The sequence below is a fragment of the Shewanella sp. 10N.286.52.B9 genome (genome assembly GCF_002873635.1).
Taxonomy (GTDB): Bacteria; Pseudomonadota; Gammaproteobacteria; order Enterobacterales; family Shewanellaceae; genus Shewanella.
Genome location: NZ_MCTY01000007.1, coordinates 1 through 15,143, shown reverse-complemented (window position 1 = coordinate 15,143; position 15,143 = coordinate 1). Strand labels below are relative to the sequence as shown.

At 42.5% G+C, this 15,143-nt stretch carries 14 protein-coding genes and 1 riboswitch; of the genes, 2 read left to right on the top strand and 12 right to left on the bottom strand.

The genetic code is table 11. The annotated features are described in order from the left end of the window. Positions 1 to 362: 362 nt before the first annotated feature. Positions 363 to 1,277 (top strand): DmsE family decaheme c-type cytochrome, encoded by a 915-nt coding sequence (locus BCU91_RS00890; protein ID WP_102475820.1) that lies wholly within the window; start codon positions 363 to 365, stop codon positions 1,275 to 1,277. Between the two features lie 12 nt (positions 1,278 to 1,289). Next, positions 1,290 to 3,299 carry an MtrB/PioB family decaheme-associated outer membrane protein gene (locus BCU91_RS00885; protein ID WP_102530701.1) on the top strand — a complete coding sequence of 670 codons (2,010 nt, stop codon included), beginning with the start codon at positions 1,290 to 1,292 and terminating at the stop codon, positions 3,297 to 3,299. Positions 3,300 to 3,580: 281 nt separating this feature from the next. Here BCU91_RS00885 and BCU91_RS00880 read toward each other — a convergent pair whose 3' ends face one another. The 12 genes from BCU91_RS00880 to BCU91_RS00825 form a co-directional block, all read right to left on the bottom strand. Next, entirely contained in the window at positions 3,581 to 4,558 is a 978-nt protein-coding gene (locus BCU91_RS00880) for a TIM barrel protein (RefSeq protein WP_102475822.1), read from the bottom strand. Positions 4,559 to 4,595: 37 nt separating this feature from the next. Continuing rightward, positions 4,596 to 4,970 carry a hypothetical protein gene (locus BCU91_RS20480; RefSeq protein ID WP_241904010.1) on the bottom strand — a complete coding sequence of 125 codons (375 nt, stop codon included), beginning with the start codon at positions 4,968 to 4,970 and terminating at the stop codon, positions 4,596 to 4,598. Beyond that, positions 4,970 to 6,439, bottom strand: a complete 1,470-nt coding sequence (locus BCU91_RS00870; protein WP_102475823.1) for a cobyric acid synthase — start codon at positions 6,437 to 6,439, stop codon at positions 4,970 to 4,972. The genes BCU91_RS20480 and BCU91_RS00870 overlap by 1 nt, the downstream gene beginning before the upstream one ends. Before the next feature lie 126 nt (positions 6,440 to 6,565). Beyond that, positions 6,566 to 7,150, bottom strand: a complete 585-nt coding sequence (gene cobO, locus BCU91_RS00865) for a cob(I)yrinic acid a,c-diamide adenosyltransferase (protein ID WP_102475824.1) — start codon at positions 7,148 to 7,150, stop codon at positions 6,566 to 6,568. Between the two features lie 86 nt (positions 7,151 to 7,236). After that, a complete protein-coding gene (locus BCU91_RS00860; RefSeq protein WP_102530700.1) occupies positions 7,237 to 8,313 on the bottom strand; it encodes a hypothetical protein in 1,077 nt (358 codons plus the stop codon). Position 8,314: 1 nt separating this feature from the next. Then, positions 8,315 to 9,004, bottom strand: a complete 690-nt coding sequence (locus BCU91_RS00855; RefSeq protein ID WP_102475826.1) for a histidine phosphatase family protein — start codon at positions 9,002 to 9,004, stop codon at positions 8,315 to 8,317. After that, positions 8,997 to 9,521 (bottom strand): bifunctional adenosylcobinamide kinase/adenosylcobinamide-phosphate guanylyltransferase, encoded by a 525-nt coding sequence (gene cobU, locus BCU91_RS00850; RefSeq protein WP_102475827.1) that lies wholly within the window; start codon positions 9,519 to 9,521, stop codon positions 8,997 to 8,999. Before cobU (BCU91_RS00850) ends, BCU91_RS00855 begins: the two co-directional genes overlap by 8 nt. After that, complete coding sequence (locus BCU91_RS00845) at positions 9,518 to 10,375, bottom strand: helical backbone metal receptor (RefSeq protein ID WP_102530699.1); 858 nt, start codon at positions 10,373 to 10,375, stop codon at positions 9,518 to 9,520. Before BCU91_RS00845 ends, cobU (BCU91_RS00850) begins: the two co-directional genes overlap by 4 nt. 2 nt (positions 10,376 to 10,377) lie before the next feature. Further along, positions 10,378 to 10,917: a bifunctional adenosylcobinamide kinase/adenosylcobinamide-phosphate guanylyltransferase gene (cobU, locus tag BCU91_RS00840; RefSeq protein ID WP_102530698.1), complete on the bottom strand. Its 540-nt coding sequence runs from the start codon at positions 10,915 to 10,917 to the stop codon at positions 10,378 to 10,380. Further along, entirely contained in the window at positions 10,914 to 11,927 is a 1,014-nt protein-coding gene (locus BCU91_RS00835; RefSeq protein WP_102530697.1) for an iron ABC transporter permease, read from the bottom strand. The genes cobU (BCU91_RS00840) and BCU91_RS00835 overlap by 4 nt, the downstream gene beginning before the upstream one ends. Further along, positions 11,914 to 12,726, bottom strand: coding sequence for an ABC transporter ATP-binding protein (locus BCU91_RS00830; RefSeq protein WP_102530696.1), 813 nt, complete (start codon positions 12,724 to 12,726; stop codon positions 11,914 to 11,916). The genes BCU91_RS00835 and BCU91_RS00830 overlap by 14 nt, the downstream gene beginning before the upstream one ends. Before the next feature lie 56 nt (positions 12,727 to 12,782). Continuing rightward, positions 12,783 to 14,606, bottom strand: a complete 1,824-nt coding sequence (locus tag BCU91_RS00825; RefSeq protein WP_102530695.1) for a TonB-dependent receptor — start codon at positions 14,604 to 14,606, stop codon at positions 12,783 to 12,785. Positions 14,607 to 14,724: 118 nt separating this feature from the next. Beyond that, positions 14,725 to 14,891: riboswitch (cobalamin riboswitch) on the bottom strand. Positions 14,892 to 15,143 lie beyond the last annotated feature (252 nt).

The window sequence follows — 15,143 nt, the reverse complement described above, 5'->3', positions numbered from 1 at the left end:
GCTACCTATAAAGGAAATGTAATTACCTCCATCTTAGCGCTGCAATCCATTGGGAGGTTCAATACACCTATTTGCCAGTAGATTATCTATACACGCTAAGGTAATTTCACATCAATTAACTGTTTTTTACCTTAGTTTCACTTTTATCTGCAGTATGTGATCCAGAGGGGAAGCCCTCTTATGCCCACCTTGTTATCAGCCTGCCAAAATATCTTCGGTTATAGCTAACAGTTTTAAGTTTACTGTTAAAAACCCCAGAGAAATTTCTATTTTTTGTGGTTAGTCTCTGTTTCTAATCGATATGTAAATTGAACATATTGAGTAGCAAAACTAAAAATCTAATATAAATTATGGCAGATGATATGAAAAAATTGAAACGTATGAGTGCATTGCTAATTATGCTATCTGGCTTTATTGCCAGTAGCATTAATGCTGAGCCAATCGATATTTTGATGGATAAATTTGAAAGTGGGGCTTATTCGAAAAAGGGGGCTGATGGTTGCTTGATGTGCCATAAGCGCTCTGAAAAAGTCATGGCCATCTTTGATGGCGTTCACGGTCAAGCGATGTCAAGCAATAGCCCAATGGCGGGTTTGCAATGTGAGGCATGTCATGGACCTCAAGGTAAGCATAGGGGCAAAAATGAACCAATGATAGATTTTGGTACAGACTCAGTTTTGACTGCTGATATGCAAAACTCTGTGTGTACTGCTTGTCATAATGACAATGCTCGAAGTGCATGGCATACCTCTGCTCATGCAGATCAAGACGTTGCTTGTGTCAGCTGTCATCAGGTGCATGCTGCCAAAGATCCTATTATGGTAAAAAACACACAAGCTGAAGTGTGTGCGAACTGTCATATCAAAGTAAATGCAGATACCCATAAACGTAGCCATCATCCAATTAATAATGGCTCAATGGTCTGTACTGATTGTCATAACCCGCATGGGTCAATGGGCGAGAGTGATCTTAAAGCCTTTAATGTTAATCAAACCTGTTTTGAGTGCCATGCCGAAAAACGTGGTCCTTTCCTTTGGGAGCACGCTCCGGTAATGGAGAACTGTGCCAACTGTCACAACGCTCATGGCAGCGTTAACAATGATCTTCTTAAATCACGTGTGCCTATGTTGTGTAAGCAATGTCATGCAGGAGATATCCATGCTTCCACTATGCCTGGTGATAATCAAAGCGTCCAAACAGCAGGCCAGGGATGTTTAAATTGTCATAGCCAAATACATGGTTCAAATCATACGTCTGGCAAGGCGCTACAGTTTTAAGGGGATTATCTTATGAAATTTAGATTAAATTTAGTTGCCATAGCGCTTGCCAGTGTTAGTACTGGAGCGATGGCATTTGATTTTGGTGTAACAGCGGCAAATGATGTTAACAATCGTGCTGATAGCTGGAAATGTAAGAACTGCGTTTCTAACAGCAGTGTTATTGGTCAGGTTGGAGTTGATTTAGGGGCATTAGATAGTGACGATGACTACGCCGCGAATAAACTGAAATACACAGACGGTTTAGCCGCTGGAGTGAACTCTGATCTGGTGATTAATAGTCGAGGTTATCGTACCGAAATCAAGGCTGATAATTTAGGTAGTCAGCAAGGTAACGGTAGCATCAAAACTGGCCGCCTCGGTAGTTGGGGTATCAAGGCAAGTTTTGATGAAAAAAATCAATACACAGCAGATAATGCACAAAGCGTTTGGACTAGTAATAATGGCCATTTTGTAGAAAATGATGACCTCGTGACTCAGTCATTATCTTTACAGCGCAAAAAGTATCAATTAGAAGCAAACTATACTCGCGACCGCTACGCGACCTATGTTAAATACGCGACGGAAGATAAAACGGGTAAGCTGCTTAGCAGTATGAGTAATGGTGGCATCATTGCGACTAACTTAGCTGCACCTGTAGATATGCGCACGCAAAATTTATCTGCGGGAGTGAACTTTAATGGCAATAATTGGTTCTCTGAAGTTAACTACAAAGGTAGTTGGTTTGATAATAATAACCATGCTTTGTCAATTGACAAAGATGCTTATCCTAGTGTGTCACAGGCGGCAGATAACCAAGCACATTTTGTGAGTGCGTTAGGTAATTACCGTTTTGATAAAACCTATCTCAGTGGCCGCCTTGTTAGCGGAAATATGAAGCAAGACAGTAACTTTATTACCTTAACAGGTATCCCAAACAGTGGGAATCAAGGTAATGTCGAAGTTGATATTCTTGATGCTAACTTTAAAGTGTCTAGCCTAATTGCTAAAGGGCTACGTTTGAATGCTTCTGTGGATTACTCTGATAGGGACAACACCACCGACATCCACGAGTACGAACAGTATAATTACAATTCGATGACCGGAGAATTGGTTGAGAATCGTATCTATGACACGACTCGAACGACTTACAAAGTGAGTGCTAGTTATAATCTTGCAACGGGTCAGCGTATTGAGGCAGGTTTTGACCGTACAGATACTGAACGTTCAAATCAAGATCGAGAAAAAACGGATGACAATATTTTTTGGGCGCAATGGCGTGCAAGTAATTTTGAAAAGTGGGATTTACGCTTAAAAGGCAGTTACTCGGACAAAGGTGGTTCATCGTTCTTATATGACGATGCAGTATCAGGTGACGAGAGTGAGTTAATGCGTAAGTATTATCTTGCAGATAAGAAAAGCTCAAAAGCTGAGGTATTTGTCACTCATACCCCATTGGATAATGTCTCAGTTAGCTTCAACGGCTATTACTCGCTAGATGATTATACTAATACTGATATTGGCCTCATTGAATCAGAAAACTACGGTTATGACTTAAGTGTAAACTGGCAAGTGACTGAAACCTTGAACCTAAATGGTGATGGCGGTTATCAATGGATTGATAATAATCAGGCTGGTGCACGTAATGATTATTCTAATTATTGGCAAGCTAATACCAACGAGCAGTTTGGCTTTATTGGTGTTGGATTTGATTACACAGGTTTAGCTGACTATGGCATAAGTATCGGTGGTAATTATAGCTATGCACTGTCTTTCAGCGACAGCGATATTGACAATAATGATGTATTTGGCGATTTTGAATCAACCAGTCATTATGCTTCGGTTTTTGTAGATTATGCATTGTCTAAAGCCATGACGGTCGGCTTACGTTATGAAATTGAACGTTACAAAGACAGTGACGATACGCAATTACCTGTTAATTACTATCCAGGAACTGGCCCTACTGGTATTAAAACCTTAGGGGAATTGAATCATGATTACACCGCTCATCTCGTGATGGCGACCTTTAGGTATCATTTTTAGTTGGTTTTAAAATACTAGCTAAATAGTCTTAGTTGCTATTACCAGTCTGTTTTTGAGGGTAATAGCAACTTTTTATAGCGGCTAACAGTAAACTAACAGCGCTTTAAGTACGCCTCTGTGACTGTCGTCGTAATCTATTATATTTCGGGGAAACCTTGGTTTGTGACTAGCTGTAACACCGTAAAGCCCTTACCGTCACACTCTTATAAAGATATTTTAGCTGCTTATATGTAAACAGCTTAGATACTGACTTTATTATGTTTTCATAGAACCAATACTCGTTATGCTACACGTAAACATCGGTTTAATAATGTCATCTGGGTCGAAATATCAGTTTGCCACTGTGGTAGGCTTTTTTGGTTAATTTCATGGACAAGGAAATCAGGCTTTATACGCTCAATAAGATTGGATAAGTCACACTGACTAAAGGCTTGGTGTGGGTCTAGTTTATTGATGTGTTGTAAAGATAAATCAAACTGTTGCCAGAATGGACTCTTTACTGACAGTGGAGCTCGCCACTGAGGCTTGTGAGCTGGGAGTATATTGCTGTTTAAATGAAGGGTACAAATCTCATGGTGTAAATCCAGCTGCAGCAAGCGTTGCTCAATAAAATCCAGAGCCTGCTGCTCATGGCTAAACTGTGTTTGGGTGGCCATCATATGGCCCGTATCGAAGCAAATGCCGCAGTTTTGATAATCAACACTGTGTCGTAATAGATCATACTCACAGCGGTTATCGAGGCGAAAGCTTTGCTGCCACCACATGTTTTCGAATAATAATTTCCCCTTAAATTTACTCTTGGCTAGTACTTGATTCAATAACAGGCTGCAGGCTTTAACTGTATCTTCATAAGTCCAAGGAAAGTGTTGTGAGATGAGGTTGTCGATATCACAATCCATAGGGTGAAATACCGCATAGGGTGCGCCTAATGCGTGCGCCAAGTCCAGTTGTTGAGTGAGGGTGTTGATGAGGTAGTCGGCATCAGTACCACCATAGAATTGTGCGACAGTGTCCCAATCACCAAAGATGTCCATTAACCGTTTGCTGTCGTTATAAAGTAACGGAGTCAGAATGGGAAAAGATTGCAGATGAAAGCCGCCACTTAAATGAGCTGGAATAGCATCCGCAGAGACAGTGCCATGCGGATATATTTCGAAACCATCAAGGTTCATTTGGCTTAACCAATCTTCAGCTTGTTGCCAGTTATCTAGCAGGTGACCTGGGTTTGGGGTCACTGTGAGGTTCGTCAGTTGCTTCATTATTGCTCCTTGCTGTTATGTGTCGAAAACTCATGTTCTACATAAGATGAGGTGATGTAGGTTTGTCACATATTGATCTGCCAAATAGCCAGAAACCTCCGTTATATTCAGAGGGGAGGTTTTTCAAGTTGTCCGTGAAGATGTCATAGCGTTGCGTGACGATAACGTTTATGACGTCCTCAATTTCCCGAGGAAAAGGCGATATGCCAAGATCGAGGTGGTGAGCAGGATGACCACTGGCGAATTCATGAAAAATAGGGTCGATAAAGTCAGGCCCAGTTTTAAACACTCTGACTTTGTTTCCTTGATTACTCCAATATCTGGCCATAGCAGCAACCAATGTAGTTTTACCACTATCACTACTTGGAGCTGTAACAAACAAAGCAGGGCAATGAGCTTGCATCTTATTCATTAGCTCCACCCCTCAATACCGTTAAATAGTGAATCGAGATCGAGCGACTCTTCAAGGCTATCGGCGAGTCGATTGAGGTTTTCCTCACGCAATGCTGACATATCTTGGGCTTTTTGCTGTTGGTAGCCTGCCCAGTTCAGTAGCGCATTACAGGCTTGTGGCTCATCGAATACGCCATGAAGATAAGTGCCTAATACTTGATTTTGTGGACAGACTGCACCATCAGGATAGCGATTATCCTCAGTGCCTAATGTGAAGGGTTGAGTCTCCTGTACATTACTGACTCCTGCATGGATCTCATAGCCTTTCACTGGATGAGTGTTGCCATTAAGCTGGAGTTCGCCATGGATCTGTTTAAGGGTTTTCGTTTTCTCAAGGGTGGTAGTGATGTTAAGGTATCCAAGTCCTTCGCTGCTGCCAGCTTGACCTTCGATACCATGGGGGTCATCAATGCTGTGGCCGAGCATTTGATAGCCGCCGCAAATGCCAATTAACTTGCCGCCAAATCGTAAATGACGGGCGATTTGCTTGTCCCAACCACGATCTCGCAATGCTTTCAAATCGCCGCGCACGCTCTTAGAACCGGGCAAGATAATTAAGTCGGCATTTGGTAGTTTATCGCCAGGTTTAACAAAGCAAAGGTCGACACCCGGGTGAAGCCTGAGGGCATCAAAATCCGTATGATTACTTATGCGTGGCAAACCCGGCACGACAACTTTAAAATGGCTATCGTCATCGAGTTGCTGTTGGTTGATAGCATCTTCCGCTTCAAGGTAGAGTCCGTGTAAATATGGGACAACACCGATTACCGGCACGCCAGTTTTCTCCGTCAACCAAGTAAGCCCACTTTCTAATAAGGTGATATCGCCTCTGAAGCGATTGATAATAAAACCCTTAACCAGTAATTTCTCTTCAGCAGAAAGCAGATCAAAAGTCCCATATAAATGAGCAAAGACGCCGCCTCGATCAATATCTGCCACAATAACAACAGGGGTTTGGGCCGCAACGGCAAAGCCCATATTGGCTATGTCTTGCTCACGCAGATTCACTTCAGCAGGACTGCCAGCGCCTTCAACCAGTCTAGCCTGCATACCTTGTCCCAGGGTTTCAAAACTTTCCAGCACTATCTCTAGCAGCTGCGGTTTAAAGTTGTGGTAATTGACGGCATTCATATCTTCAATTGCTTTACCACGAATGATCACCTGTGCACCTGTATCGGTATTGGGTTTTAGCAGTACTGGATTCATGTGTACGCTTAACGGAAGGTTACACGCTTGTGCCTGCACAGCTTGTGCGCGACCTATTTCGCCGCCGTCTGGCGTGACTGCGCTGTTAAGTGCCATATTTTGTGGTTTGAAAGGGGCGACTTTAATTCCTTTACGTGCCAGAACTCGACAAAGCCCTGCAACCATCAAGCTTTTACCAGCGTCGCTGGTAGTGCCTTGCACCATTAATTTGAATCCGCTCATGGGAGTTGTTCCATTAAAAAATTATTTTGGGCTTGTTTTTAAGCGTCAAAAATTGAATTGATAAATAAGCTGAGCACTTCGGGAAATATCGCTATTAAAGTCGCCCGCAATTTGCGTACCTTTTAATTACCAGTCCAGCCCTTGACGCGCTTTTAAGCCTTGATGGAACGCATGTTTTTCAGGTCTTACTTCACTGACCGTATCAGCGTACTCTTTGAGCTCACGATGGGCTGCTCGACCAGTGATAACCACTGACATTTCAGTTGGTCTTTGTTTCAGTGTGGTAATGATGTCGTCCAGTTCAATAAAGCCCCAAGTGATCATGTAAGTGAGTTCGTCTAATAGCACCAAATCTAAGCTAGGATCGGTAATGAATGATTTTGCTGCTTGCCATGCAATTTGTGCTGCTTGCTTATCAACTTCTTTATCTTCACTATTCCAGCTAAATCCTGTATTCATGGTATGAACTGGTACATTGAGTTGTTCAAGTAAGTTACGCTCACCGCATTCAAGATCGCCTTTAACAAACTGCACTGCCGCGACTTTTTGTTGGTGGCCTAGGGCTCTAAATAAGGTGCCAAATCCACCAGTGGTTTTACCTTTACCATTACCTGTTATCACTAATACTTGACCACGCTCTTCTTGGGCTTTTTCGATGGCCTGGTCAACATGCTCTTTGTGTTGTGCTTGTTTTTTAGGGTTATAGCTCATTATTATTCCTGATACTTTATTCTGGTATATTGATAGCGTTTGCTAGCCTGTTATCACAAGTTATGACTCAAATCCTATTTCCCACATTAGGCCACCGATTCGTTTTCAAGAAATGGTCGCTGGTATTCATTTACGGCCAGTTCAAGCGCCCTAATTATCGCAGGTTCGTTTATCCCTAATGTCTCAGCTAAAACCAGCAGGCCACCTAAGCCGCAGCCCTCTACTACTAGCCCTTGCTCATAGCACTGAAGGCAGCTCATATCAGAGCGTGAAAAATTGGTTGTGTGGGTGGTGATGACATCTTTGTCCCCAAGATGGGATAATACTTGTTTGCCATCGCCATTAAGTACCCACCGAGTGGTGTGGATTAGCACAGGGATGGCTAGAGAGTTGGTTTTTCTTGCCGCCAATAGCGGCGCTACGAACATCATGCCACCAGCAAAAGTTGGCATTGGTAGCTGTGTTGGCCACTGTTTAATTAGTTGGCTGACGGCCAGTTGAATTGGATCGTGAAACCGTGGGTTAGCTAATAAGCGCGTTTCATCAAAATTTTCGCCATCAACACGATATTGGCATTCAAGCTCATTGAGTAGTTGCTGCTTTATAGCTAATTTTTTAGGGTCGATAGTGCTTCCCGCGGGAGACAAATCCATACCAGTAAGTAAGCGTAACCACAGGGTAGAAAAGGTGGTGCCGCCAACTCCGCACTCAGACAAAATACTGATGCAGCCTCTTTGGGCTTGATCCACTAACGAGGGAATTAATGTCGTTTCAATTAACTCAGTGCTATCAATATTTCTGCCACCATGGTGTGATTGTACTAGCCAATCTTCTTGCATGGTGTGCGGCTGACTGACATTAAAGTTATAGCTATGAAATTCAATGTTATAACCATTGCTGGCTAATAACTTTAGTAGCCCTCGAGATAATACTGCCGGACTAATACCACCATTACTTAACAGCCCATCATATTTATCAGCCTCTTTGGACTGCAACTTTTTCAGAGGTAATACCGTGTTGGCTTGCCCATTGGCGATAATTTCACTGTCTCTGGTTGGGGTGAAATGCATTAAATCGGAACCTGCCCCAGCATCAGAAAGTTGATGTAAGCTCGGCAATTGAGTTGCTGCGCAGTTCAAAATGTTAAAACAGATAGTTTTCATTTTAGGCTTCCTTTGGCTGAGTGTCAGCGTGGTAGTTATGCAGTCCTGTCAATTGCGGCCATAGCACCTTGTCATCATCAATAAAGGTATTGATTTGTAGTCGAGCTGCGTAGGAAACCATAAGATTGCTAAGGTGGGCATTGCAATATTGATGGCTGTGGCTATGAGAGGATAGAAACGCTTCAGAGAACTTGTCTATCGAATTTGAATGACATAATAGCCAATGCATAATGATGCGAATAACCCCTGAATGAGTCACAATTAATAAGTGTTGGCCTTGATATTGTCGACTGAGTAACTGAATTTGCTTTACTACTCGTTGCATTAATTGAATGCTTGATTCACCTTGAGGAGGCTGGCTTAAAAAGGGGTTTTGCCAAAATTTAGGGTAGTCAATATCAGTAGCCGCCCACAGCTGTTTAAGCGGCAGACCGTCCCATAAACCGAAGTCCATTTCTTGCCAGTCAGCACAGATAGTTATTGGTACGGCGCTTTCGTGAGCGAGTTGCTGGGCAAATGCGCTACAGCGCTCTAATGGTGAACTAATAATTCTATCAAAGCCTAAACCTATACTACTTTGACGTAGTTGTTGCCAGCCAAGGGCGGTTAATGGTGCATTGGTGCGACCCAGTAAGCAGTCGCTGAGTTGCGGCTGACCATGGCGTAATAAAGTGAACTTAGTGTTATTCATAACTGAGTTCTTTTGGCATTTTTAACGTGTTAGCAATTTTGCTTTGGCAGAAAGTCACCTTGTCAGCGATTTCGGCGATGATTTGGTGCATTTCGCCACTGGCATTAACGAACAGTTGGCTCATTTTATCTTCTGGAATCAAGCTTTGGCCACATTCAGTGCTAACCAGAACGCAATGCGATTGCATATTGGCCAGTGTTTTCGCAAGCTCCTCGATAGCTTGTTTTAGGCAATGTTGTGCCAACAGTTGGTTGGTTAACCACAGGGTTAAACAATCAATTATGATGGTTTGCTCTGGCTTGTCGTGTTTAATTAAGCTAGTGACTAAATCTACTGGCACTTCGAGAGTTTGCCAACTGTCAGGGCGCTGTTGTTTATGTAAGCGGATCCGCTCTTGCATAGATGCACTCGGGCGAGAGGTAGCGATATAGAGCACGGGTAATCGAGTTTGGCTGACTTCTAACTCTGCAAGGGACGACTTGCCACTGCGAGCACCACCTAAATAAAAACTAATCATAATGTTGCCGCTCTTTGATGACGTGCTAAGTCGATTTTCTGGCAAATGTTTATCATTCCTTGAAGTACACGGGGGCCTGTACGGTGAATGAGATCACCTTCTAAGGCGATCACTTGTCCATGCTTTACTGCGGGTAGCTCACTCCAAGTTTCCCAGCGGATTAACTCTTGATTACTGTTGCCGTGATAAATAGGTTTAAAGATCATTTCAGGCATTAATGAAACGACTTGTTCCATGTTGACCTGAGGGTAATCTGAGTGGGCATTTTCAAATATGTTTACCCCTCCGCATCCTGCAAAAATCTCATCCATCCATGAACTGGAGGTTGTCGTTAAAGGGTGAGGCCACACCTGATAAAAAATGCTGATGGGATCTTGATGCTGATATTGTTGACGAATCTCGTTTAGCTGCTGACTGAATTGCGCAGCTTGTTGCTGGCCAAGCTGTTGTTGTCCGGTTAGTTGACCTAATTCAATTAACCTTTTCGGTATATCAGCAAGCTCTGTGACACTGGTATCAATAACAGTAAACCCGAGGCTTTTAATGCGGCTAAGCATTCCCGATGACGTGCTTTCACTGTTGACTATGATGGCGTCGGGATTAAGCATCATTAGGGCTTCGTAATTAACAAAGTCGTAGCGACCAATACGTTTTATATCATTTGCAGCAGCAGGGTAGTCGGCATATTCCACTGTGCCAATAATTCTATCGCCTGCGTCAATACTGAACATCATTTCTACCGCATGGGGTGATAGCACAACGAATCTTTGCTGTGCGCTGTGGGCATATGAAGTAGTCAAGCAGACAAGAAATCCCGCGACAATTAAGCTTATGGGTTTAACGAAAATAGACATAATTAAGCCCTTTCCTTAATAACCATAGGTAGGCCTGCAATTGATACTATGACCTTATCGACACACTCAGCGATTGATTGGTGTAACCAACCTGATTGGTCGACAAATTCTCGACACAATGCCCCCATAGGGACAACACCTTGACCAACTTCATTACCAATAAGTACTATTTCTCCAGAAAGCGCTTTTATGGTATCGATGAGTTGACGCTTCATTACAGGGTATTGATTCGTAGATTGCTCAGCATCGTGTAGTAAAACATTAGATAACCATAGGGTTAAGCAATCAACCATTATGAGGTTGTCCGCTTGGCTGTGGCGCTGTAGGGTGCTAGCTAGTGCTAAATGGGATTCAACCGTTTGCCAATGGGGCGGACGGTTAGCCTGATGATGAGCGATGCGCTTTGCCATCGCACCATCCTTATTTTGCGCTGTAACAATAACAATGACTTCACCTTGCGTATTGCTTTGCCATTGGGAGGCATAGTTTTGCGCCATTTTACTTTTGCCAGAACGGGCTCCACCAATAATTAACTGCTTCATCTAGTACGACCTTTTTGGCGTTTAATAAGAAGAAAAATAAAGAAAGCACTCCCCATCATGGCGGTCATAACGCCAACAGGGAGCTCTTGGCTAGGTAAAATTACCCGCGAAAGAATATCGACAGAGACCATTAAAATGGCGCCCATCATGGCGGTAATAATGAGGCTAGCTGGGTGAGCTGCACCGACTAACATTCTTGAAATGTGAGGCACCATCAAGCCAACAAAGCCTATTCCTCCACAAGTTGCCACCAAAGATGAGGTAATTAATGCGGTTAGCATTAGCATGCCTAACCGTAATGGCAGTACTGCCACCCCTTGGGTGTGGGCGCTTTCATTGCCTGCCATTAATGCATGCAAAGGTCGCTGAAATTGGAAAACAATAATGCTACCAAGCACTACAATGATGCTGGGGTACAATAAGGTGGACCAAGTAGCATTAGCAAAGCTGCCTAAAGACCAAAACAAAACAGCTTGTATGGCTTGTTGATCGCTAAAATAAAGAATGAGGTTGGCGATAGATGAGAGCAAAAATGAGATTGCAACCCCAGACAATACAAGGGTTTCAACTTGCCCATCACGGGACATGACCATGACGACTGCTACTGCAATTAATGAACCTAAAAAGGCGCAAACAGGCAATGGTAGAAACATTATTCCGCCAGTTAACGCCAAAATAGCGCCTAATGCTGCCCCTGAACTAATACCAAACAGGTATGGGTCGGCAAGTGGATTACGAGTGACACATTGTAATACCGAGCCTGATATGGCTAGTCCTGCGCCGCAGAGCATCGCCATAATTGCCCTTGGCATACGTAACTCAATAATAATACGGTCAGAAATAGCTAAAGAACCTGTTGCAGCCTCTGATATGTCAGCGGCCCGAAGAATCGCGCCTATAACATCATTAAACTCAATATTTGCGGTACCAATAACAATGGCAAATACTGGACTAATGAGCACTAACGGAGTAAGAATAAATAGCAATTTTTTTGCATTAAACAGCCGCATATAAAGCCTCAGAATAATGGTATGTGATCCGAGGGTTCTCATTAGTTGGATGACGATCAATATGGGCATTTACGCCATAGATATGGCGAATATTATCTTCAGACATCACTGCTGAAGGCGGGCCATTTTTGACTAAACGACCTTCTTTGAGAAATAGCATTTGATCGCAAAAGGCGCTGGCTAAATTAAGGTCATGAATTGTGGCGATAACAGTAATATTTAACGATTTAATTAATGTGAGTACTTCGAGTTGGTAACGGATATCAAGGTGATTGGTAGGCTCATCAAGCAATAAAATTTCTGGCTTTTGTAATAGGGCTCTGCCAATCAGTAAGCGTTGTTTTTCTCCACCAGATAAGTGCTCGAAAATATGCTCGCCTTTATCTGACAAGTTAACTTGCTCAAGCACTTCATCAATGACCCGTTGCTCTTTTTTATAGTCAATAGCTTGCCACCATTTATGCTGGCTAACTAAGCCCGTTGCCAGTAATTGGCGGCAGGTGACAGAAAACCCTGATGGAGGGTGTTGCAGCACGACAGCAACTTTTGCTGAAAATTGACGACGAGAGATGTCATTAATATTGACCCCGTCAAGATAGATTTCGCCAGTTGATGGCTTTAGGTATTTATAAATACAGCGCAGTAATGTGGATTTACCAACACCATTAGGGCCTAAAATACCAATAGTCTCTCCTTTATTTACCTTGAAGTTCAGTTGTTGCAATACATTTTTATCAGCGCAACTCCAACTTAAGTTATTAACTGATAGGTGTTCTATTGTGTGGTTATTTACTGTCATTAGTATTCCACTTAGGCGTCAATAGCGCTGACGCCTAAGTCTTAGTTAGGACATAATTAGAAAGCTTGGTAACTCAAGCTCACAAAATATTCCATCCCTGGATTGTTGTAGTTGCTGACGGTCATATAGTCATCATCAAGTATGTTGTTGGTTTTCACACGTAGTTGCCATTTGTCGTTAAACCAATATCCCATGCTGACATCGACCCTATGGTAAGCATCAAGGTGTTGGCCGTAACCTGAATAGCGTTTGCCTTGATAGTGATAGCTTACGAGTAGGTCAAAGTGTTCCCATTGATAGCCCACACTATAATCAAACTCGTGCTCACTACGGCCAACAAGTTCTTCATCATTTTTAGTGTCTTTGGCATCTAAATAGGTGTACGAAATCCGGTGGTCTAATTGCCACAGCTTGGTATTTAACGATAACTCTAAGCCTTTTATCTTGGCTTCATTGATGTTGGCAGGTTTCCATATGTAACCATCTTCATCAATCGGTGCCCAAGCAATGAGGTTATTAATATCGTTTTGGAATAAGCTGATATAACCTTGAATAGCAGAGCCCCTATAATTAAGGGTTAATTCATAGCTTTCAGAGGTTTCGGAGGATAAATCTGGGTTTCCTGTTCCAGGCCAGTATAAGTCATTAAAAGTAGGTGCTTTAAAGCCTGTGCCTGTGCTTGCCGTTAAGCGCCATTGATCAGAAAAGTTATAGGCTGCACTTAAATTATAAGAAGTTTCATTGTCGATATTTTCAACGTCATCATATCGAACAGCCCCTTCAAATAGAACGTTATGCCATTGGTATTGAGCCAGCGCATAAATTCCCCAAACTTCTCGTTCATTGATAGCATAATCCCCATTTACGGACTCGTTATACCAATCCACTCCGCCGATAACCGTCAGTTCATTAGATGCTTTAAATTGGTTTGTCCAATTTATTTGATCGCGAGTTGTTTCGTATTTTTGTCTCGCGACATCCGGGTTATCACCGCGAAAATTGACATTTGAATCTTGAGATTGACCAATATTTAATTTACTCGTGAGTTGCTCGCCCTGATATTGGGTGCCAACATTCCACAAATAATTGTCAAAATCAGCTTGGTCAGTGCCGCCACTGGCGTAAATATCATCGTGTTCGCTATTACCAGTGTCATATTGTAGACTCCAGCTAATATCCCATTGGTCAGAGATATTTTGCAAACCCGCTACAGTTAATCCTATGCGGTCATAGCCATCATCATCAGCTTCTTCTGGAGCGCCATTATGGATATTATATCCATCTGAACGTTCACTGTTTACTGTGATAGTACTTTGACCATCACCATGTGCCACTCCCGCACCTACAGTGCCTCGTAGATAGTTATTACTACCTAACTCGGTACTGGCAAACCATTCACCACCATTAAGTTGGCGAGTAAATATTTGTATTACGCCGCCAATAGCATCACTGCCCCAAATAGAAGCTCTAGGGCCTTTTATGACTTCTATCCGCTCAATATTTTGTGGAGAAAGGGAGCCAAAATTGACAGCGTTTAGGGGGGCAGATCCAACCCTTAAACCATCAATAAGCACCAATGAATGCCCAGAGCTGGTGCCTCGTATACTCACTGAAGCCGTTTGTCCAGCCCCACCATTTCGAGTCACACTTAAACCTGGTAATGCTTCTAGAACATCAACTACTGATTTGGGATTAAGCACATCAATTTCTTCACGTTCAATGGTATTAATTACCGTAAGTTGTGAGTCTGGTGTGCTCTCAAAACGTGTTCCAGTGACCACGATTGTTTCATGCACTGGGACTGCAGGTGCTGCAGCATTTACACTGTAAGTTTGAAAAATAGCTAATGTGATAGCTGATAAACGCAGTTTAAAACTCATTATTGTTGCCTTGTTATGCTGAGTTTAAAATAGCGGGAGATGCGCTGCTTGTTAATAATTGAGTAACTAGTAGCGAATAGAAAAAATCCAATCTTTCTATGTCTCAAGAAACCCGCTTGAGTACATCGAACAATTAGGTCGGTCTCCTGGCTCACAGCATCTAGAAATACACCTTCCCGATATAAAGTCAGTGGTAAAAAGTATTTCGCTCTGTTTACAGTTGCAGGTACAGCTGTGGGGTCTCACCACATTCCCAAAAATAACACCCTAATTGTATTGATAGTGATAAAGCTTGTTCGCACAACTCATTGTTGTGAACTGTTACTTTACCCATCGATGATGTGGTGGAATATAATCAATTATTGGTAGTTGGAATGTGAAAATGGTCACAGGTTTATTTATATGGACTAAAGTGTGTGACTTTTAACAGTACTTTTGTGGTGAGACTTTATGGGGCGATTTTTCTTGCTTTAAATATGAGCTATTTTTACTTGTAATAAGATTTAGGTTGAAAATTAATTTTATAATATGTTTAAA